Annotated in this window: 16 protein-coding genes, 2 pseudogenes and 1 other annotated feature; of the genes and pseudogenes, 7 read left to right on the top strand and 11 right to left on the bottom strand. The window is 64.5% G+C overall.

Features of this window, described 5'->3' with window-relative positions:
* Together LY44_RS17845 and LY44_RS18230 are read right to left on the bottom strand one after the other, a co-directional pair.
* Window positions 1-852: hypothetical protein (locus LY44_RS17845; RefSeq protein WP_211310145.1), on the bottom strand; the 852-nt coding region annotated here is incomplete at its 3' end.
* A gap of 487 nt (window positions 853-1,339) precedes the next feature.
* Window positions 1,340-1,634: pseudogene (locus tag LY44_RS18230) on the bottom strand (transposase); the annotation flags it as partial.
* 335 nt (window positions 1,635-1,969) lie between these two features.
* Between LY44_RS18230 and LY44_RS05010 the strand changes: the two are divergent.
* Window positions 1,970-2,845: a class I SAM-dependent methyltransferase gene (locus tag LY44_RS05010; protein ID WP_055209845.1), complete on the top strand. Its 876-nt coding sequence runs from the start codon at window positions 1,970-1,972 to the stop codon at window positions 2,843-2,845.
* Window positions 2,781-3,512 carry a CatB-related O-acetyltransferase gene (locus LY44_RS05005; protein ID WP_160320059.1) on the top strand — a complete coding sequence of 244 codons (732 nt, stop codon included), beginning with the start codon at window positions 2,781-2,783 and terminating at the stop codon, window positions 3,510-3,512. Before LY44_RS05010 ends, LY44_RS05005 begins: the two co-directional genes overlap by 65 nt.
* 304 nt (window positions 3,513-3,816) lie before the next feature.
* On the opposite strand, the gene LY44_RS05000 is transcribed toward LY44_RS05005, so the two are convergent.
* Window positions 3,817-4,335 (bottom strand): SOUL family heme-binding protein, encoded by a 519-nt coding sequence (locus LY44_RS05000; RefSeq protein WP_055209843.1) that lies wholly within the window; start codon window positions 4,333-4,335, stop codon window positions 3,817-3,819.
* Window positions 4,336-4,507: 172 nt separating this feature from the next.
* Between LY44_RS05000 and LY44_RS04995 the strand changes: the two genes are divergently transcribed.
* From LY44_RS04995 to LY44_RS04985, 3 genes are all read left to right on the top strand, one after another.
* Complete coding sequence (locus tag LY44_RS04995) at window positions 4,508-4,894, top strand: hypothetical protein (protein WP_055209842.1); 387 nt, start codon at window positions 4,508-4,510, stop codon at window positions 4,892-4,894.
* A gap of 124 nt (window positions 4,895-5,018) precedes the next feature.
* A complete protein-coding gene (locus LY44_RS17580) occupies window positions 5,019-5,399 on the top strand; it encodes a hypothetical protein (protein ID WP_146707198.1) in 381 nt (126 codons plus the stop codon).
* Complete coding sequence (locus LY44_RS04985; protein WP_170126690.1) at window positions 5,399-7,483, top strand: recombinase family protein; 2,085 nt, start codon at window positions 5,399-5,401, stop codon at window positions 7,481-7,483. The genes LY44_RS17580 and LY44_RS04985 overlap by 1 nt, the downstream gene beginning before the upstream one ends.
* A gap of 142 nt (window positions 7,484-7,625) precedes the next feature.
* On the opposite strand, the pseudogene tnpB reads toward LY44_RS04985, so the two are convergent.
* Window positions 7,626-7,778, bottom strand: a pseudogene (tnpB, locus tag LY44_RS18550) (IS66 family insertion sequence element accessory protein TnpB); the annotation flags it as partial.
* Window positions 7,779-8,449: 671 nt separating this feature from the next.
* Window positions 8,450-8,507, top strand: a sequence feature (sul1 is cis-regulatory element that is thought to sense ions involved in sulfur or methionine metabolism; They are found in Alphaproteobacteria).
* A 69-nt stretch (window positions 8,508-8,576) separates the two neighbouring features.
* Between tnpB and LY44_RS04975 the strand changes: the two are divergent.
* The gene (locus tag LY44_RS04975; protein WP_055210689.1) at window positions 8,577-10,067 is read left to right on the top strand and encodes a SulP family inorganic anion transporter; all 1,491 of its coding nucleotides are present in this window, start codon (window positions 8,577-8,579) and stop codon (window positions 10,065-10,067) included.
* Between the two features lie 13 nt (window positions 10,068-10,080).
* On the top strand, window positions 10,081-10,944 hold the full coding sequence (locus tag LY44_RS04970; RefSeq protein WP_055210687.1) for a universal stress protein: 864 nt from the start codon (window positions 10,081-10,083) through the stop codon (window positions 10,942-10,944).
* Here LY44_RS04970 and LY44_RS04965 read toward each other — a convergent pair.
* From LY44_RS04965 to LY44_RS04935, 7 genes are all read right to left on the bottom strand, one after another.
* A complete protein-coding gene (locus LY44_RS04965; RefSeq protein ID WP_055210685.1) occupies window positions 10,941-11,573 on the bottom strand; it encodes a dihydrodipicolinate reductase C-terminal domain-containing protein in 633 nt (210 codons plus the stop codon). The genes LY44_RS04970 and LY44_RS04965 overlap by 4 nt on opposite strands.
* Window positions 11,570-11,971, bottom strand: coding sequence for a helix-turn-helix domain-containing protein (locus LY44_RS04960; RefSeq protein WP_055210683.1), 402 nt, complete (start codon window positions 11,969-11,971; stop codon window positions 11,570-11,572). Before LY44_RS04960 ends, LY44_RS04965 begins: the two co-directional genes overlap by 4 nt.
* A 3-nt stretch (window positions 11,972-11,974) precedes the next feature.
* On the bottom strand, window positions 11,975-13,084 hold the full coding sequence (locus LY44_RS04955) for a quaternary amine ABC transporter ATP-binding protein (protein WP_081024444.1): 1,110 nt from the start codon (window positions 13,082-13,084) through the stop codon (window positions 11,975-11,977).
* Window positions 13,077-13,988, bottom strand: coding sequence for an ABC transporter permease (locus LY44_RS04950; protein WP_055210681.1), 912 nt, complete (start codon window positions 13,986-13,988; stop codon window positions 13,077-13,079). The genes LY44_RS04955 and LY44_RS04950 overlap by 8 nt, the downstream gene beginning before the upstream one ends.
* Before the next feature lie 76 nt (window positions 13,989-14,064).
* Entirely contained in the window at window positions 14,065-15,066 is a 1,002-nt protein-coding gene (locus LY44_RS04945) for an ABC transporter substrate-binding protein (RefSeq protein WP_055210679.1), read from the bottom strand.
* A gap of 696 nt (window positions 15,067-15,762) precedes the next feature.
* Window positions 15,763-16,008, bottom strand: coding sequence for a hypothetical protein (locus LY44_RS04940; protein ID WP_055256425.1), 246 nt, complete (start codon window positions 16,006-16,008; stop codon window positions 15,763-15,765).
* Window positions 16,009-16,081: 73 nt separating this feature from the next.
* Window positions 16,082-19,750: a vitamin B12-dependent ribonucleotide reductase gene (locus tag LY44_RS04935; RefSeq protein WP_055210676.1), complete on the bottom strand. Its 3,669-nt coding sequence runs from the start codon at window positions 19,748-19,750 to the stop codon at window positions 16,082-16,084.
* Between the last annotated feature and the right edge of the window lie 402 nt (window positions 19,751-20,152).

Genomic DNA, 20,152 nt, shown 5'->3' with positions numbered 1-20,152 from the left:
TGCGCCGTCTTCCGCCGGATCGCCGGGCGTCTGGCCCGCGGGCGCGGAACCGCTGGCCGTGGCGCCTGCGCCGGTATTTCCCCGATGTTCAGAGGAAGTCGCGTTGGTGCCGCCAAGGTCCTCTTGCCCTGATCGGCTCGGCTCACGGCCTTGCTCGGGGCTTTGCGCGCCCTGACCCGGATCGGCCCGGGCGTCGGGTGCCGGTTCGGGCCTCCCGCTGAACTGCGGGAAACCTGCCAGATCGGGCCAGCTGCCGAACACCCCATGCGGCAGGATGAAGGTGACCAGCGCCGCCAGAGCAAGTGCAAGGCCGAGGCCGGGGCCAAGACCGCGGCCGCCGATCCAGAGCAGCCGGACTTCGCGCAGAAGGCCGCCATCGTGGCACCGCACCCGGGGCAGCAGGCAATCCGCGGCGTGTCGCGCGGCCATCAGCCGACGCAGGTCGGGGTCGTGCCGTGCCAAGCGCGCCGCGGCGTCACGCAGCAGTTCGGCACGCCCGGAGGCCGTCCAGGCAAAGCGGTGCCGCGCGGCAGGCTCCGCCCCCTGCATCGCGGTGAGGATCGCGGCAGAGGGCAGGGCGGCGTTGAAGATCCAGCCATGGACGAAGGCCCCCGGCAAGGGCCAGAGCCCGAACAGTCGCGTCAGCGCCGGAACCAGGATCGCCGTGCCAAGCAGGGTGACGGGCCAACGTCCGGCGAAGGCCACGGCGATCCCCGCGACCGTGGCAAAGGACAAAGCGCAAAGCAGCAGCGGCCAGATTTGAACGGCGCGGAAGCTTTGCGTTTCGGCCTGCGCGATGAAACGGGAGGTCGGCAGACGCCCCGCGACATGATCCGCGAACGCCCTGCGCAAACCCGCGCTGCGCCACGCCTGCAATCCGGCCCCTGCGCTCAGCAGCACGGCTGCACAGGCGGGAACCCAGGCGCCCTGCCGCCCGCTGTCTTGCGTGACGCGGGCAAGCAGAAGGGCGAGGATGACGGCAAGCGCCAGGGGCGCGAGCGCGGGAAGGGCCGTGCAGAAGCCGCATGCGCGGACCGCCCTCGAGGGCAGGCGATGCGTCGCAGCGAATCTCTGCGAAATATCGGGGCCGAAAACAGTCATTTGAGCCGTAAGGAAACTGTCGTTTGAGCCGTAAACCAATATCCCGCAATCAGCTTCAAATGCGTCGCCACTTGCGGGGGGATGCTGGATATCTTGTCTCATCAATCGGCAGTTTGGACAATGAGGCAATTGCAGTTGCGCCCATGCCGACAGTCGCGTCACGGGGGCCTGTCAGCCCCCTTGCCCCATCTGGTCGGAAGGCGATCGCGTTCACGAGGCCCCTGTGTCCCGCAAACGGCAGTGTCTTCGGACATCGGCACAAGGTCGTGTCATCCGGCACGCTCCGGTCCGGGTGTGCCAACGTCGGCAGGCTGGCCGCCATCCCGGTCGTTTGCCGCAACGGGAGCTTGATCGTCGGGCAGAACTGGATCGCGGTCGTCGGGATAACAGTCCGCCGGACCGTTTTCTGATCCGCCCCATTCCGAAAACATGGCCGGGCGACCGGGCTTGCCATCAGGCGGCGCAAGCCGGGGCATGTGCTTGTCCAACCGGATCAGCGGCGGCCCGCGCTTGCGCGGCGCGGCGTTCGCCATCGGGCTTGAACCGACGGCGCCTCGATGGCTCGCATGCCGGACCGGTTCGCCTTGCGATGGCGGGGGGTGCCAGCTTGTTCATGCTGCCCGTTTAACCGCATGGATTCGCAATATGAATCGGTCCTGGTCCGGGTTTTTCAACAACGCCTTTTCCGGGTAAGGAAAAGCTTGAATCCCGGGTCGCCGAAAAGCGGAATCCCTTATTTCAAAACGGCTTAATCAACGGCGGACGCAGACAGAATAAAAAGCTTGTTTTGCGGGCCGATTTCTGGGACTTTTCGGCAAGAGGCAGACCGTTTGCAAACCTCGCCTTGATTTGAAAGGTTGGAGTGGAAATGATTGATCCAAGTTTGCTGAATGATGGGGATATCCGCGGACTTGTTGCCCGGGCCGAGGCCGCCGCAGAGCACGAGACCCGCCTGAATATCCTTTTCCGGGATATTCCCCTCGAGGTTTACGGCCTTCTGCAGTTTGTCGGCCGTCCTGCCGGGCGACTGGGCGAGCTGCTGCCCCGGACCCCGACGGAAGCCGAACAAATCAAATGGACCGGAACGCATGGTGCGCAGATGGTGACCGTCGCCTCCAGCTATATCAAGTCGATGCTTGTCCATGCCTCCTTTCTCAGCGGCAAGCCCGCCACCGAGATGATGTTCCTCGATCATGGCTGCGGCTGGGGCCGCATTCCGCGCTTTCTGTCCCGCTTTCTCGCGGCCGAACAGATCTGCGGTTTCGATCCGATGACGGAATCGATCGCCATCTGCCAGCGTGACAAGGTTCCGGGCACCTTCCGGCAGTGCGACCCCTATCCCGAGTCGCTTCCCGCCGACGCGGGCCAGACCTTCGACCTGATCAATGTCTTCAGCGTCTTCACCCACCTCAACGAAGCCTATCAATTCAAGGTTCTCGAGGCGCTGCGCGATTATATTGCACCCAAGGGCGTTCTTGCCGCCACCATCCGCCGCGACACGTTCTGGAACGCGCCGCGCTTCGATGCCGCCACGCGGGAAACCATGATCCGTCAACACCGGACGGCAGGTTTTGCGCATCTGGTCGGCGGCAACCTTGGAACCAGGGACAAATCGGCCTTCTTCGGAGAAACATCCACCAGCATCGACTATGTCCGCGACCGCTGGAAGGGATGGACCCTTGTGGCCACGGATATCAGCGCCGCGCAACCCGGTCAGATCGTGCTGTTTTTACAGCCCGCCTGATCCTGAAACAAATACCAGCATTGACGAGTTTCCCATGAGTGCCCCCATTGAACCGATTGAACGTCACCACCCGCGAATGCCGCCGACCACGGCCTTCGGATTGAAACCTTATGTCGATCGCGGATTTCGGATTTCTGTCGGGGGTTACAGCTACGGGACCCCGTCGTTGAAATGGAGCGAAGGTGAAAAGGCCGCCCATACCCTTGAGATCGGGGCCTTTTGTTCCATCGCGGCCGATGTGTCGATCTATGTCGGGACGCAGGGCATTCATGCGCTCGACTTTGTGACGACGTATCCGATGGGCATGGTGTTCGGGAATGCGCCGGGGGCTGAACGCCCGGTCGGAAACGAGCGCGACCTTGGCGTCGTGATCGGCTCGGATGTGTGGATCGGCCGGGATACGATCATCCAGGCGGGGGTCCGGATCGGTCACGGGGCGGTCATCGGCACGCGCGCTCTGGTCACCTCGGATATCGCCCCCTACACGATCGCCGTCGGCATCCCCGCAAAGCCGCTGCGCAAGCGGTTTTCCGACGACCAGATCGCCCGCCTTCTGGCTCTTGCGTGGTGGACCTGGGAGGAAGATCTGATCCGGAAGGTGCTGGCCAAGTTTTCGACGCGCGACATCGAAAAGGCGCTGGATGCGTTGGAGGCTGTCGCGCCGTAACGCGGCGGCGGGCGCCCCGGGGGGCTGGTCCCCTCCGCAAGAGCGGCCACGGCGGGAACCCTTCCGCCGTGACGATTTCCGGCGCCTCGTCGGCGCGCGAGAGAGGCGCTTGACGGACTTGGCTCCTTGCCCGGCGGTGTCAGCATCGCCGGTGCTTCCCAAAAGGTCACCCGCACCGACGCCCGCACCATCGCGGCCCCCCGAAGCGAAGGTGATCGCCGGGACCAGCCCTGCCTGTGTCGGCTGTGCCGTCATCGCGGCGGTGATGGCGCCCGGGATGCGGCTTGCGTGCGGCGCGACAGGATCAGGCTGGAACGGCCACCGGACACATCACCTCGTTGCGGCGCAGGAACCAGGGGATCCACGGCGGGTCATAGCGCGCGATCGAGGCCGGGCCGGTCGGCACCAGCCTGCGGGTTTTCAGGCTGGACATCAGCCGCGCCATCTCGGCCGCCACCTTCGCCTCTCCGGTAAGCCCGGAAAAGCGCCACACGGCCAGCCGCGCCGCAGGCACGGCGCGCAGGATCACGTCGGCCCCGTCGGGTTGCGGCAGATCGGCGAGCGCGAGGCGGCCCGGCATGGTGAAGCGCACCAGCCAGTCTCCCGCCCCCGGGGTCTGCGTGACCGGTGCGGTCATCGCGATCTTCTCGCGCCGGGCATTGGCGCCGAAGATATACCCCGCGAGCCTGCGAAAGCCCCTGCGCCCGGCCGCCTGCTGATCGCCGGTCACCGTGACCTCGGCCACCACCATCGGCGCGTAGTCGCGCAATTCGAACGCGCCATCCTTCAGAGCGAGGGTGAATTTCGGTTCCTCGATGGTCATGGGTCGGGCCCTTTCTGCAAGCCAGCCGCGGCCTCATGATGCCACCGTTCCGCGCCGCGGCCCAGTGTCGGAAACTACCCGGTTGCCCGCCGCCTGGGTAGTTTCCGAAGCTGCCGCCCCGGGAGGCTGCACGTTAAAGTCCGGCTGTCCCTTCAACTTGCAAAGGTGTCCCATGAGCAAATCGCAAACCGTGCTGGAACAGACGCGTCAGGAAGCCCAGGCGCTGCAACACAGGATCAGCGCCAGCATCGGCCGGGCGGAACAGGCGACCTGGGCCGATGTGGAAGCCATTCAGGCCGATGTGAACGCCTTGGGGGCGCGGATGAAGACCCTGGCGGCCGGGCAGGCGGACAGGGTGCAAGACGAGATCAAGCAGGCGATCGCCCGGCTTGAAGCCGCCGGACGGCTGGCCGAGGACAAGGCCGCCGACGGCGTGAAGACGGCCCATTCCGCGCTTCTGGACAGCGCCAGAATGGCGAGTGACAGCCTTGGCGCGGCGATTGTCGAGGCCCGCGCGCGGCTGGCGCGGATCATCGAGCCGAAGGGCGTCGGCGAATGATCGTGGCGACGCGCTGCCGCGCGGATTTGCCTGCGATCCGCGGCACGGGGGCGCGCTGAGCGATGGCCGAGCGCGAGAAGGACATCCGGTTTTCAAGCCGGACCCGTCTGACCACCGAACGAAGGTGTTTGGGGATACCCCCTTTGGTGATGCTGACGAATCTTTTCCAGAGGAGGTTCAGGTCCTTGATCCGCGCCATCCGCTCTTTGGGCGCAGGTTCCAAGTTCTTGGCCGATCGTTGTTTCGCAGGGGCAGTTCTTTGCCGTTCTACGAGGTCGCGTATCGCGATGGCGTGACACTGAATGTTCCGGTGGCGGTGACCGAGCCGTTTGCCTTGCTGACTGCCCCCACCAAACTGAGCGTGGAAGCTTTGCTGGATTTACTAAATGTGGTAAGTTTGGATCATGAGCACGGCACCCGAAGATCTTTGGACGACGCTGCCGGTGACGCTGAGGCGCCAGATCGTCGACGATATTGCCGTGGTTCTGGCGGAGGTCTTTCGTGATGTCCGAGTTGATCCAACTGGCGCATCTGAAGCGCAAGGCCGTCGTCTACATCCGGCAATCGACGCCGCATCAGGTCGTGAGCAACCAAGAGAGCCTGCGGCTGCAATACGCGCTCAGCCAACGCGCCCGCGAGCTTGGATGGCATGAAGCCGACATTGACGTGATCGACGCCGATCTCGGTCTGAGCGGCGCCTCGGCCGCACATCGCAGCGGGTTTCAGGAACTTGTCGGTCGGGTCGGGCTCAGCGAAGTGGGGCTGATCCTGTCTGTCGACGTGACGCGGCTCGCGCGCAACTGCTCGGATTGGTATCCTCTTCTGGACATCTGCGGGCTGCGGGGGTGTCTGATCGCCGATCGCGATGGCGTTTATGACCCCGGCAGTGCCAACGGACGCCTTCTGCTGGGCCTCAAGGGCACCATCTCCGAACTCGAACTGCATACGATCCGCAGCCGCCTGACGACCGGCTTGATGGCCAAAGCACAGCGCGGGGAGCTCGCCCTCACCTTGCCGGTCGGCCTCGTCCGGGAGACCGGCGTCGTGCTGAAGGATCCCGACAGGAGTGTTCAGGACCGGCTTGGTCTTGTGTTCGACCTCTTTCTGAAGCTGCGCAGCATCGCCAAGGTGATGCGCATACTGAATGCGCGTGGTCTCGACCTGCCACGCAGGGACCGGCACGGCGCGTTGCACTGGGCGCGCGCGACGGTTTCCGCGGTCGCTGCGATCTTGAAGAATCCCGCCTACGCAGGCGCTTTCGTCTATGGCCGAACCCGCATGCGGGACACCGCGCCGGACAGCCGGTCTGCGGCAAAGGCGAAAGTGGCGAGACCTCTCGAGGAATGGCGTATCGTCGTGAAGGACCGATATCCGGCCTATATCGATTGGCAGACCTATGAGAAAATCCGCAGCATCGTGAGCGACAACCGGGCCGAATACATGCGCACCAAGACACGAGGCATCCCCCGCGACGGCGACCTGCTCTTGCATGGCATCGTGTGGTGCGGGCGGTGTGGCCACAAGATGTATGTGCGATACAAGGGCGGCGGCGAATATGTCTGCAACCACTTGCGCACCCACTCCGGGTTGCCCGCCTGCCAGCACATCCGGGCCGAGGCAGTGGACGCCGCTGTTGCCGAGGCCTTCCTGTCCGCGCTGGCCCCTGCGGAACTCGATGCCCTGTCGCGCGCCCGCCAGGCTCAGAGCAAAGTCGACAGCGCCTTGCTTGCAAACGCAGAACGCGAAGTCGAGCGCAAACGCTATGCGGCGGCCCTGGCGCAGCGACAGTATGACCGCGTCGATCCGGACAACCGTCTTGTCGCCACCGAACTTGAGCGCCGCTGGGAAAGCGCGCTGATGGAGGTTCGCGCGGCGGAGGCCGCGCTGGCCGAGCAGTCCGCACAACAGCCGACCGCGCCCATGGCAATGGGCAAGGCTTTCACGGGCAAGGTGGTGGCCCTGGCGGGACGCCTGCCGCAAATCTGGGCGGATCCCGCCACCACCGACGCACATCGCAAGTCGCTCCTGCGCTGCCTGGTGGACAAGGTGGTGCTGGACCGGACGCCCGAGAGCGCGCTGGTCCGCATCGTATGGCGCGGCGGGGCGGTGACCGAACTTGACGTCAAGATGCGGGTCACTGCGATCACGAAGCTCGCACGGGGCGCCGAAATGCGGGTGCGCCTGCTTGAATTGGCAAAGACAGGCATGCCCGACGATGAAATCGCCCGTCTTCTCACCACCGAGGGACATCGCGCGGCAAACTGTGCCGACAAGGTTCTGCCTGTCACCGTGCAGCGCATCCGGCTGGCCGAGGGCATCAAGGCACCTCCCTCGTGTCGGCGGTGGAACCACGACCCCGGCTACCTGAGCACAACGGCTCTTGCTGCAAAGCTGGGGATCCCGGTCAACTGGCTCTATGTCCAGATCAGGGAAAAGCGGCTGCTCATCAACCCTCAGCCAACCGGTGCCTATCTGTTTCCCGACACGTCAGTCGTGTTGGACGGGGTGCAGAACCTACGAAATCACGTGATCGGCGAACTGGATTTGAGAATCTGTCAGCCTGACAATGGGGGGTATCAACATGGGTGATCGAACAGGGCGGCGAATTGCGCCGGGGACAGCCGAATGACCCCGGCCGCCGACTTCGGCCAGGTAAAGGCACCGCCCTCGAGCTTCTTGTAAAGTGAGGGGGCCGCGCCACCGGTTCGAGCGTCCCCCGAACGATCAGACCGGTCTGGTCCCAGACCAGGCACTTCAACTGATCACCGCGCTTCGAACGGAACAGATACACCGCGCCGTTGTAGGGATCGTGGCCCAGCACATTTTGCACGACAAGCGCGAGCCCCGCGTGACCTTTGCGGAAGTCCACCGGCCGCGTCGCCAGATAACCGAGACCCTGCTATGGCGAGAGATCAAGCGCAAGCCGTTGGCTTGAGGCCGCGAACATCTGCGCACCAAACGCGCCCGCGGCCAGCGGACCAACGACAGAGCGCCGACGCAGAAACGGTCAGTTACTCCCCGAAGCAAGATGCGCTTGCAGCCCATGCCGACCCCGTATGGGAGGCGCATCGCGAACCCCAGCACCGTCGCAGAGTGCGGAGAGCGGTCGGTGAGATCGCGGCATCGCAGGTGCAGAAACTTGCGATAGCCGCCGTTCGCGGGCTCCATGGGCGCGACGCGATGGGCAGCGAAACTGCCGTCTCGCATGGAAAGGCGCGCCTTGTGTGATCGACGTACTGGACCCCCGCCCGCGGCTGATCGCCAGAGTCCTTGCCCGTGAAGCTGCCGTTCGAGCGGAACGCAGCAAGGAGACGGCTCAGACCTTGCCCTCGTTCTTGGGAGGCGCAGCGTGAATTCGGCGCATCGGAAGCGGGCGGATCGCCTGAAACGCCGCGTCGCATCGGATCTACCGAAAGCGGGGGACGGGCTCTCCCAGACGGCATGGCAACGCTGGCCGGGAGAGCCAGGGCTCGGCCTTTCTGCAGCACCCGGGCAGACGATCCCGCCAAAAGGCTTGGCTTCCGGCACCGGGATCGCTAGACACGAGACAGCGAACATGGACCCGGGTGAGATCCCCGGGTGGCTCTTCCGGCCGCCGATCCGCCGGACAACCCGACCTGACCATCAGATCAACTCTCGACGCGCGGTCCCGATGGCCGCGAGCCGATCAGGAACATTTTGCATGATTTCACTGGAGGCTTACCGCGCACAGTGGTTTGGCACCATCCGCGCCGACGTGCTGGCCGGACTTGTCGTCGCCCTTGCGCTGATCCCCGAGGCGATCGCCTTTTCGCTGATCGCGGGCGTGGACCCCAAGGTGGGGCTTTACGCGAGCTTTTCCATTGCCGTGCTGATCGCCTTTGTCGGCGGGCGGCCGGGGATGATTTCGGCCGCCACGGCCGCCACGGCGGTGCTGATGGTGACGCTGGTGCGCGATCACGGGCTGCAATATCTGCTCGCGGCCACGGTGCTGACCGGGCTGATCCAGATCGCCATGGGCCTGTTCAAGCTCGGTTTCGTGATGCGCTATGTCTCGAAATCGGTGATGACGGGGTTTGTGAACGCGCTCGCCATCCTGATCTTTCTGGCGCAACTGCCGGAGCTGGACCCGGGCCGGGTCACCTGGCTGACCTATGCGCTGGTCGCGGCGGGCCTGGCGATCATCTATCTGTTTCCCTATCTGACCAAGGCGGTTCCCTCGCCCCTTGTCACCATCCTCGTGCTGACCGCGGCGACGATGGCCTTTGGCCTTGATGTGCGCACGGTGGGCGACATGGGCGCGCTGCCCGACACGCTTCCGGTGTTCCTGATCCCCGACATCCCGCTGACGCTGGAGACGTTGCAGATCATCCTGCCCTATGCGCTGGCGATCGCGGTGGTGGGGCTTTTGGAAAGCCTGATGACGCAGCAACTGGTGGATGACCTGACCGACACGAAATCCGACCGCAATCAGGAATGCATCGGTCAGGGCATCGCCAATATCGCCACCGGCTTCATCGGCGGCATGGCGGGCTGCGCGATGATCGGGCAAAGCATGATCAACGTGAAATCCGGCGGGCGGGGGCGGCTTTCGGCCTTTACCGCCGGGGCGGTGCTGCTGATTTTGGTGGTGTTTCTGGGTGACTGGGTGGCGCGCATCCCGATGCCGGCGCTGGTTGCCATCATGATCATGGTCTCGATCGGCACCTTTTCCTGGTCTTCGATCCGCAACCTGCGCCTGCATCCGCGCTCGTCCTCGGTGGTGATGATCGCCACCGTGGTGAGCGTGGTTTACACCCACAATCTGGCCATCGGCGTGCTGGTCGGCGTGCTGCTTTCGGGCATCTTCTTTGCGGGCAAGATCGCGCAGCTGTTCAAGGTGACATCGAGCATTTCCAGGGATGGCCGGGTGCGGACCTATGTTGTCGAGGGCCAATTGTTCTATGGTTCGGTCGAGGATTTCATGAACGCCTTCGACTTCAAGGAGGCGCTTGACCGCGTTGTGATCGACGTCAGCCTCGCGCATATCTGGGATGTTTCCAGCGTGCAGGCGCTGGACATGGCGGTGCTGAAATTCCGCCGCGACGGCGCCGAGGTCGAGATCGTCGGCATGAACGCCGCCACCGAAACCATCGTCGACAAGCTTGCCCTGCACGACAAGCCCGGCGCGATGGACAAGCTGACGGCGCATTGAGGGAGGACCGCGCATGACCCAACACCCGCAAAAGATCGTCGCGCTCGTGGACGGCTCGGCCCATTCGGCCAGTGTCTGCGACCATGCCGCCTGGATCGCCAGCCGCACCGGGGCGCCGGTGGAGCTGATCCATGTGCTCGGCCGCCGCGAAGCCGCCGACACGCAGGACCATTCCGGCGCCATCACGCTGGGCGCGCGGACGGCGCTGATGGAACAGCTGGCCGAGCTGGACGCGCAACGCGCCAGGCTGATCAGCCAGCGTGGCCGGGCCATTCTGGAAGACGCCCGGGCAATTTTAGAAAAGGACGGCGTGGCCGACATCGCCACCCGCCTGCGTCATGGCGACATTGTCGAGGCCCTGGCCGAGGTCGAAGCCGATGCCCGCGTGATCCTGATCGGCAAGCGCGGCGCGGAGGCCGATGGCGCCAGGGGGCATCTGGGCTCGAACCTTGAACGCATCGTGCGCGCGAGCCACCGCCCGGTGCTGGTCGCCCCGCAGGCCTTTGCGCCGATTTCCAGGGTGCTGGTGGCCTTTGACGGCGGCGCCTCGGCGCTCAAGGCGGTGCATCACATCGCCAGCAGCCCGCTTTTCAAGGGGCTTGCGATCCATCTGGTCACCGTCGGCACCCCCACGCCCGAGGGGGCCAAGGCGCTGGACGATGCGCGGGCCGAGCTGACCGCGGTGGGGCTGCAGGCGCAAAGCGCGATCCTGCCGGGCCAGCCGGAGACGGCCCTGGCCAAGCTGATCGAAGATGAACACTTCGACTTGCTGGTGATGGGCGCCTATGGCCATTCGCGGATCCGCAACCTGATCATCGGCTCGACCACCACCGCGATGATCCGGTCGTGCAGGTTGCCGGTGCTGCTGGTGCGCTAAGGCCGGAACCCCGGCTCCGGGGGCAGGTTTTCCAGAGCGAACAGGGTTCCGCTGCCAAATGCCTCGCGCGAGATCGATTCGTGTTTCAGCCTCACGGTCTGGAACGGAAAGCCGAACAACACCTCATGCACGCCGATGATGCCGCCCGCGCGGACAGATTTGATCGCGTCATGCGGCAAGCCCAGTTCGTCGGCGATGATCCGGGCGGTTCCCGAGATCTCCGGCTTGGTCTTGAAGTGTTCCTCGATGATCTCGATATCGGTATCGGGGGCGATATTCTGCAAGATCTTCGAAGAGAGCATCAGGAAATTGATCCCGAGCGTGATGGTCGGCGAATGCAGTACCCGGGTGGTTTCGGCCAGTCGCCGCAGACAGGCCGAGGTTTCGGCCGGGTAGTGCGAAACGGCGGAGACGATGGCAACGCCCCGGCGCGCGGCGGCGTCGCCATAATAGTGGATGGTTTCCGGCGCCGCGAAATCAACGACCGCATCGACGGGATGTGCGTCGAACAGCGCGTCAGCCGACATCGTATCGGTGGAGAGGATCAGCCCGCCCTCCGGCGCGCCGATCGAGCCCAGAACATCTCCCGCGGACCGGTTTTCAAGCCGATGGGACTTGCGCGCGATCATTCCAAGTGCAGCAGAACCCTTTGGAGCCGTTCGTCAATCTGCTGCACCCGAAGACGGGTTTCGGCCAAGTCTTCGCGCATTCGGTGCAGATCGGCATCGGTGGACGGCAGGCAGGGGGCCTGCGCAGGCGTGTCGTTTTGCGGCGGCTCGACGCCAAGGCTTTCGCCGGTCAGCAACCATGCCAGAGAGACGCCGAACAGTCCCGCGATCGTGTGACACAGGCTTGCCCTTGGGAAAGCGGAGTCCTGTTCCCAGCGGGTATAGGTCTCGACAGAAATGCCCAGGCAGCTTGCCGCTTCCGCGCAGGAGAGCCCGGCGTTTTCACGCGCCGCCGTCAGCCGATCCCCCAATGTGGCCACGGCCTCGCTGAACCAGTTTTCGGGATTTTCCGCATCCATGATCTATCCTTTCGCAAGCTCGTGTTCCGGCGCCGTGGCGGGGGTCACCATTGCGGTCAGAACGTCGGAAATGGCGATGGTGCCCCGCACTTGTCCCCGGCGCCCCAGAACGCGGGCGTGGCTGACGCCCGCCGCCGTCATCTGCCGGGCAACGGTTTCCAGAACCTCCGTGCCCGGAACGGCAAATTCGGGCAGGTCGCCCCCCGCAACCACCGGGCGGGCCACGGTTGCCGCGCGGATCACACGGGCACGGTTCACTTCGCGCACGAAGGCGGCAATGTAAGCGTTGGCCGGGCGCAGCACGATGTCTTGTCCGGTGCCGACCTGTTCCAGCCGCCCGTCGCGCAAAATGGCGATGCGGTCGCCCAGCCGCAGGGCCTCGTCGAGGTCGTGGGTGATGAAGACGATGGTCTTGTGCAGTTCGCCTTGCAATTCCAGCAAGATCGCCTGCATGTCGAGGCGGATCAGCGGATCAAGCGCCGAGAAGGCCTCGTCCATCAAAAGAATGTCGGCATCGGTGCTCAGCGCCCGCGCAAGGCCGACGCGCTGCTGCATGCCGCCCGAAAGCTGCGCGGGGTAGGCCCCCTCGTAACCCTTCAGCCCGACGCGCGCGATCCAGCGCCGGGCCACAGGCTCGCTTTCATGCCGGGGCACGCCCTGAATATCCAGCCCGTAGCAGGTATTGCCCAAAACGGTGCGGTGCGGCAGCAGGGCGAATTTCTGAAACACCATCGCCGTCTTGTGGCGGCGGAAGGCGCGCAGGTTTTTCGGGCTCATCCGGCAGATATCGGCCCCGTCATGAAGGATCTCGCCCGTGGTGGGCGCGATCAGGCCGTTGATGTGGCGGATCAGCGTCGACTTGCCCGACCCCGAAAGCCCCATGATGACCGTGATCTTGCCGGGCGGGATCGACAGGGAAATGTCGGTCAGGCCCAACACATGGCGGTGCTTGCGGTTCAGCTCGGTCTTGGTCAGCCCGGCCTTCACGGCGGCAATGTGGCGTTCGGGTTCCGGGCCGAAGATCTTGTAAAGATTGCGAATCTCGATGCCGCTGCGGCCGGTGACGGGGTCTTCGTCGTCATCTGCGGGCAGGATGGGGGTCGCGTCAGTCATGGCCTGCCTCGCGGTGTTTTTGCAGCCGCAGGCCGAAAGCCTGACTGCTGCGGTCAAAGACGATGGCAATGGCCACAAGGGCAAATCCGTTCAGGAAGCCCACGGTGAAGAACTGGTTGTTGATCGCCTGCAGCACGTTCTTGCCGAGGCCCCCCACCCCCACCATCGAGGCCACGACCACCATCGACAGCGACATCATGATGGTCTGGTTCACCCCCGTCATGATCGTGGGCAGCGCCAGGGGCAATTGCACGTTCCACAGCTTTTGTCGCGCCGAGGAGCCGAAGGCCTCGGCGGCCTCGGTCACTTCGCGGTCCACCAGCCGGATGCCAAGGGTGGTCAGCCGGATCATCGGCGGCACGGCATAGATCACCACGGCAATCATGCCCGGCACCTTGCCGATGCCAAAGATCACCACCACCGGGATCAGATAGACGAAACTGGGCAGCGTCTGCATCACGTCCAGAACCGGGCTGACAAGGCGTTGCAGCCGGTCAGAGCGGGCGGCGGCGATGCCGATGGGCAGACCGATAACGACCGCCACAAGGGTGCAAAACGACACCATCGCCAAGGTCACCATCGTATCCTGCCACAGCCCGACCCAGCCGATCAGGCATAGCGCAACCGCCGTGCCCAGAACGATTTTCCAATTGCGTGCGGTGCCCCAGACCGCCGCCAGCAACAGCCCCAGCACCAGAACCCAGGGCGTGTCGGTGAAGGCGTGTTCGAGCGTGTTGAGAAACATCTGAAGCGGAACCGTGGCCGCGTCGATAATGTCCGCCCAGCTTCGCACGATGTCGCGAAAGCCGTCGTCGATGCTTTTGCGCATCAGGCGCAGGGTTTTTGCCTCCATCGCGGGAAAGCGGCACAGGGTTTCGGGCAAGCTCCAGCAGTCGGATGCCATGCAAGGTCCTAACGGTTGTGATAACAGGGGACGCGCGGCAGGCCGGGGCCGCCGCACGCCAGAGGGCAAGCCGGGCTCAAAGCGCCGCTTTCACCTTTTGCGCCACATCGGCCGGAACCCAGTCCCGCCAAAGCTCGGGATAGGTTTCAAGGAAATGCCGGGCCCCGTCCTCATTGGTGCCCTGGTTCGTCTCCATCCAGGCCAGAACCTGATTGACGGTGGCATTCGACCATTTGCGGGTCTGAACATAGTCCATCGCCACGCCGGCCTTTTCGGCAAAGGCCCTGGTGACCACGGTGAACACCTCCGAAACCGGATAGGCGGTCACCTTCGGGTCCGGGCAATCGGGCTGCGAGGTGCAGGCGTCGAAATGCGCCCTGTCCAGCGGCACGCCGAAATCGAGCTTGACCATCTCGTATTTGCCAAGGATCGCGGTCGGCGCCCAATAATAGCCCAACCACCCCGCCTTGCGTTCATAGGCATTGGCAATCGCGCCATCGAGCCCCGCCGCGGACCCGGTATCGACCAGATCGAAGCCCTTGGCCTCGGCCTCCAGCGCCCGGTAAAGGTTTTCGGTGGTGATCTGGCAATTCCACCCCGAAGGGCAGTTGTGCACCGCACCGCGGCCGGGGTCTTCGGGCGCGGGGAACAGATCGGGCCGGGCAAGGGCGGCCGAAACGGTGGTGATTTCCGGATGGGCGTCGACGATGTATCGGGGAACCCACCAGCCCTCCTCGCCGCCCTCGGCCAGCAGCGGCGCCGCCAGGATCAGGCGGCCCTCGGCCACGGCGGCCTCCAGCGCGACCTTCACCGCATTCACCCACAGTTCGGGCGCCATGTCGGGTTCGCCCTTTTCGTTCATCGAGGTGAAGGTGGGCATCGTGTCACCCGTGACCAGTTCGACCTCGCAGCCATAGCCGCTTTCCAGAATGATCTTGTCGACATGGGCGGCCACACCGGCCGAGGCCCAGTTCATTTCCGCAATGCTGACCCGGCCGCAGTTCTCTGCGGCCATGACCGGGGCGGCCAGAGCGGCAAAAGATGCGGCGAGCCAGACAGAAGCAAACTGCTTCTTCATCGGCGTCCTCCTGTGTGCGGCGCGTTCGTGACGATGACCGGCGCGCCGCTGCAACCGGAAACCCGTTTGATTGCGAAGGCCCAAATCGAAAGCGTCACGGAGACACAGGGCCAGGTCATTCCGACCGCAAGGGCGGTCGATGGACAGTGCGCCAGGCGCAAAATCGGCCGAAACCGACGCGCATGTCGTAAACGACTGATCGCGACATTGCAACCTTTGTGCGGGATGTCCCCGGCTTGCGAGGCGTTTTTCGCGCAACCACTGCTTGAAGTACCCTTTCGGCAGGGCTTGCACGGGCCAAGCATCGCGTCTCGAACGGGGCTGCAGGGGGGCCTGCTGGATCGTCAAGTGCGCCCTGCCAAAGCTCGGATGAAAGCGTCATTGCTTGGGGCCTGCCGAAGTTCTCGCTGCGGCGCGATCGACAGTCTGCTTTGGCTGGTCGAGCCGCGACGACGATCGTCGGCTCTGGGCCGGGCACGTCGTTCTGACCGTCGCGGGGAGAAGACGGCTGCGGTGGACTTGCTATCTAACAACAGGTCCGATGCCCCCTTTGCACGGCACGACCCAGCGCAGGAAAAGGCCCCCATCCTTGCGGACAGGGGCCAGGTTCGTCGATCAGGCTCTTCATTGGTGCCCGAGGTTTAGGTTTCGCCTGGGCCTTCTCGACGTCTGGGGCAAGCGCACCTGCCCCGGATCTCAGTGCAACGCCTTCGCGCCCGAACTCATCAGCGTGACGGTGGTGGTGGCGCCCGCCATGCGGATGTCGGTCACATCGAGGCCATGCGCGCTCAGATCGCCGCCCCAGACCTCGATCGAGGCGCCCTCGAAGGCGGCGGCGATCAGGCGCTTGAGCGCCTTGCCCGCCAGAACGGCCTCGTAACCGCCGGGGATGCGGCGCAGGGGCACGTCGGAGAAGCTTTCGGTGGCGATGATCAGATGCATGGTGGTCCGGTCGTTTTGAAGGAAAATTTTCGGTCAGTCTCCGCCCCTTGCGGGGCGAAGCTCAGAGAGGGGATCAGCTGCAGCCGCTGGTCGCACCGCAGGTGTTGCACTTCATGCAGGTGCCGTTCCTGACCAGCGTGTAGTTGCCGCAGTCGCCGCAGGCCTCGCCCTCGTAGCCCTGCATCTTCGCCTTGGCGCGGGCGTCAAGCGCCACCACCCCCGAGGCGATCGCGGTCGAGACCCCCGCCGTCAGCGCTGTTGCGGGAACCAGCGTGTTCAGCGCCGCCATCGGATCGACCTGCTGCCCCGCGCCGCCGCGCAGCACCACGAATTCCTGCGGCAGCCGCTTGCGCAGATAGCCGGTCGAGGAAATCTGCCGCAGCACTTCAAGCGATTTCGACGCCGCCGTTTCACTCACCGGCTCGATGTTGCGCTTGCCCTCGTTCTGCCCGCCGCCCAGATCGTCGAACATCGTGCCCTGCGGCTTGATATGCGCCAGATCGGTGCGGTCGAGATAGCTCACCGCCAGTTCGCGGAAGACGTAATCGAGGATCGAAGTCGCGTTCTTGATGCTGTCATTGCCCTGCACCATGCCCGCGGGCTCGAATTTGGTGAAGGTGAAGGCGTCGACGAATTCCTCGAGCGGCACGCCGTATTGCAGACCGACCGAGACCGCGATGGCGAAATTGTTCATCATCGCCCGGAAGCCCGCGCCTTCCTTGTGCATGTCGATGAAGATCTCGCCCAAGCTGCCATCGGCATATTCGCCGGTGCGCAGATAGACCTTGTGGCCCCCCACGACGGCCTTTTGCGTGTAGCCCTTGCGGCGATCGGGCAGCTTCTCGCGATGCGAGCGCACGATCTCCTTGACCACGATCTTCTCGACGATCTTCTCGGCCAGAACGGCGGCCTTTTCCTGCTGGCTGCCGGTGGCGAGGATCTCCTCGGCTTCCTCGTCATCCTCGACCAAAGCCGAGGCGAGCGGCTGGCTCAGTTTCGAGCCGTCGCGGTAAAGCGCATTGGCCTTGATGCCCAGCGACCAGGACAGTTCGTAAGCCGCCTTCACATCCTCGATCGTGGCGGTATTGGCCATGTTGATCGTCTTCGAGATCGCGCCCGAGATGAACGATTGCGCCGCCGCCATCATGCGGATGTGGCTGTCGACCGACAGATAGCGCTTGCCGCGCTTGCCGCAGGTGTTGGCGCAGTCGAAGACGACGTAATGCTCGGGGCGCAGGAACGGCGCGCCCTCAAGCGTCATCGTCCCGCAGACATGATCGTTCGCCGCATCGATCTGCGCCTTGCTGAAGCCAAGGTGGCGCAACAGGTCAAAGGTCGGATCGGCCAGTTTCTCGGCCGGGATGCCCAGCGTTTTCGTGCAGAAATCCTCGCCCAGCGTCCATTGGTTGAAGACGAAACGGATGTCGAAGGCCGAGGGCAGCGCGGCTTCGATCTTTTCGATCTCGCGCGGGCCGAAGCCATGGCCGATCAGCGCGGCGGGATTGATGCCGGGGCAATTGCCAAGGCTGCCATGCCCCACCGCATAGGCGATGATTTCCGCGATCTGCGCCGAGCTGTAGCCGAGCGTTTCCAAGGCCGCGGGCACCGAGCGGTTGATGATCTTGAAATAGCCGCCGCCCGCCAGTTTCTTGAACTTCACCAGCGCGAAATCGGGCTCGATCCCGGTGGTGTCGCAATCCATCACCAGACCGATGGTGCCGGTGGGCGCGATCACCGAGACCTGCGCGTTGCGAAAGCCGTGTTCCTCGCCCAGACGCAGCGCCTCGTCCCAGGCCATGCGGGCCAGACGCAGCAGCCGGTCCTCGGGGCAATTGGCCAGATCGAGCGGCACCGGCGGTACCTCCAGCCCCTCGTAGCCCTTCGACTTGCCATGCGCCGCGGTGCGGTGGTTGCGGATCACCCGCAGCATGTGCTCGCGGTTCCGCGCATAGCCCGGAAAGGCGCCCAGCTCCGCCGCCATCTCGGCCGAGGTGGCATAGCTGATCCCGGTCATGATCGCGGTCAGCGCGCCGCAAAGCGCCCGGCCCTCGTCGCTGTCATAGCCCAGGCCCATGGTCATCAGAAGGCCGCCGATATTGGCATAGCCCAGCCCCAGCGTGCGGAAATCATAGCTGCGTTGCGCGATTTCCTTCGACGGGAACTGCGCCATCAGAACCGAGATTTCCAGCGTCATCGTCCAGAGCCGGGTGGCATGGACATAGGCCTCGGCGTCGAATTCACCGCCGGTGTAAAAGGTCAGCAGGTTGAGCGAGGCGAGGTTGCAGGCGGTATCATCAAGGAACATGTATTCCGAGCACGGGTTCGAGCCCCGGATCGGCCCGTCCTCGGGGCAGGTGTGCCAGGCGTTGACCGTGTCATGGAACTGGATGCCCGGATCGGCACAGGCCCAGGCGGCATGGCCGACCTGATCCCACAGCTCGCGCGCCTTCACGACCTTCGCCACCGAGCCATCGGTGCGGCGCAGCAATTCCCAGTTCGCGTCGTCTTTCACCGCCTTCAGAAAGGCATCGGTGACGCGCACCGAATTGTTCGAATTCTGCCCCGAGACCGAGATATAGGCATCAGAGTCCCAATCGGTGTCATAGGTCGGGAACTCGATCGCGGTGAACCCCTGGCGCGCATATTGCAGCACGCGGTTGATGTAGGTTTCCGGGATCATCGCCTTTTTCGCGCCGCGGATCGCGGCCTTCAGCGCGGGGTTCACCGCCGGATCGGTGCGCCCCGCGTCGGAGCCGTCAAAAGCCCGGATCGCCTCGAAGATCTTGTTCAGCTCGCGCTCGTGCATTTTCGAGCCGGCCACCAGCGAGGCAACCTTCTGTTCTTCGATGACCTTCCAGTTGATGAATTCCTCGATATCGGGGTGATCCATGTCGCAGATCACCATCTTCGCGGCGCGCCGGGTTGTGCCGCCCGATTTGATCGCCCCCGCGGCGCGGTCGCCGATCTTCAGGAACCCCATCAGGCCCGAGGACTTGCCGCCGCCCGACAGCCGCTCGCCCTCGGCGCGCAGGCTGGAAAAGTTGGTGCCGGTGCCCGAGCCGTATTTGAACAGACGCGCTTCCCGGACCCAGAGGTCCATGATGCCGCCCTCGCCCACCAGATCGTCGCGGACGGACTGGATGAAACAGGCATGCGGCTGCGGATGTTCATAGGCCGAGGCGGATTTCGTCAGCACGCCCGTCGCGTGATCGACGTAGTAATGCCCCTGCGACGGGCCGTCGATGCCATAGGCCCAGTGCAGGCCGGTGTTGAACCATTGCGGCGAATTCGGCGCGGCCATCTGCGCGGCCAGCATGTGGCGCAGCTCGTCGTAATAGGCGCGGGCGTCGTCTTCGGTGGTGAAATAGCCGCCCTTCCAGCCCCAATAGGTCCAGGCGCCCGCCATCCGGTCGAACACCTGCCTGGCCGAGGTTTCGCCGACAAAGCGCTGATCTTCGGGCAGGTTTTCCAGCGCGGCAGTGTCGGGAACGGAGCGCCACAGGAATTCGGGCACGCCCTTTTCCTTGACGCGCTTGAGCGCAGCCGGAACGCCCGCCTTGCGGAAGTATTTCTGCGCGATCACGTCCGAGGCCACCTGGCTGAAGCCCTCGGGGACTTCGACGGCCTCGTTGCGGAACACCACCTTGCCATCGGGATTGCGGATTTCCGAGGTGGTGGTGGTGAAGGTCATCGCCCCGTAGGCGCCGCCCTCGACCGTGGTGAACTTGCGCTCGATCTTCATCTGCCGGTCCTGCCCTTCCCGTTTCTTGCGTCGACATCCGCAAGCGGAAGCAAAACGGCCGACCCGGGGCGCGCGCGCGCTTGCCCCGAGGCTGGGTCGAACCCTGACGGGCGGACCATTCTGGTTGGCTGTCTTGCCGCCGCAAACCCACTATATCTGGTAGGCCCGCCGCCGACAGCCCACAACCTGCCGCGTCCCCTCGGCATCGTCAACGTAATTTTCACGAATAACGGGCGAGAATCCCGCTTGACGGCGGCGTGCAAAAGCTGCGCGCAGATTCTTCCACATTGCCCCGGTTTCGGCCGCATCCGCCGTGAGGGCCGAATTTCCTTTGCTTTGGGCCGAATTACCCGCCGCAGCTGCGGCGGCGAAGCGACTTCTCCACAGCCCCCCATATCTTGT

It is taken from the genome of Rhodobacter capsulatus (assembly GCF_003254295.1).
Classification (GTDB): domain Bacteria; phylum Pseudomonadota; class Alphaproteobacteria; order Rhodobacterales; family Rhodobacteraceae; genus Rhodobacter; species Rhodobacter capsulatus.
The sequence above is the reverse complement of the archived record's forward strand: the minus strand, read 5'-3'. Positions and strand labels throughout refer to the sequence as shown.

Bases quoted from the DNA above. Each gene is read 5' to 3' on its own strand.
- LY44_RS04935 (WP_055210676.1), bottom strand. From the start codon at position 19,750: ATGAAGATCGAGCGCAAGTTCACCACGGTCGAGGGCGGCGCCTACGGG.
- LY44_RS05000 (WP_055209843.1), bottom strand. From the start codon at position 4,335: ATGACCATCGAGGAACCGAAATTCACCCTCGCTCTGAAGGATGGCGCG.
- LY44_RS04955 (WP_081024444.1), bottom strand. From the start codon at position 13,084: ATGACTGACGCGACCCCCATCCTGCCCGCAGATGACGACGAAGACCCC.
- LY44_RS04965 (WP_055210685.1), bottom strand. From the start codon at position 11,573: ATGATCGCGCGCAAGTCCCATCGGCTTGAAAACCGGTCCGCGGGAGAT.
- LY44_RS04945 (WP_055210679.1), bottom strand. From the start codon at position 15,066: ATGAAGAAGCAGTTTGCTTCTGTCTGGCTCGCCGCATCTTTTGCCGCT.
- LY44_RS04975 (WP_055210689.1), top strand. From the start codon at position 8,577: ATGATTTCACTGGAGGCTTACCGCGCACAGTGGTTTGGCACCATCCGC.
- LY44_RS04940 (WP_055256425.1), bottom strand. From the start codon at position 16,008: ATGCATCTGATCATCGCCACCGAAAGCTTCTCCGACGTGCCCCTGCGC.
- LY44_RS04995 (WP_055209842.1), top strand. From the start codon at position 4,508: ATGAGCAAATCGCAAACCGTGCTGGAACAGACGCGTCAGGAAGCCCAG.
- LY44_RS05010 (WP_055209845.1), top strand. From the start codon at position 1,970: ATGATTGATCCAAGTTTGCTGAATGATGGGGATATCCGCGGACTTGTT.
- LY44_RS04970 (WP_055210687.1), top strand. From the start codon at position 10,081: ATGACCCAACACCCGCAAAAGATCGTCGCGCTCGTGGACGGCTCGGCC.
- LY44_RS04960 (WP_055210683.1), bottom strand. From the start codon at position 11,971: ATGGATGCGGAAAATCCCGAAAACTGGTTCAGCGAGGCCGTGGCCACA.
- LY44_RS04950 (WP_055210681.1), bottom strand. From the start codon at position 13,988: ATGGCATCCGACTGCTGGAGCTTGCCCGAAACCCTGTGCCGCTTTCCC.
- LY44_RS04985 (WP_170126690.1), top strand. From the start codon at position 5,399: ATGTCCGAGTTGATCCAACTGGCGCATCTGAAGCGCAAGGCCGTCGTC.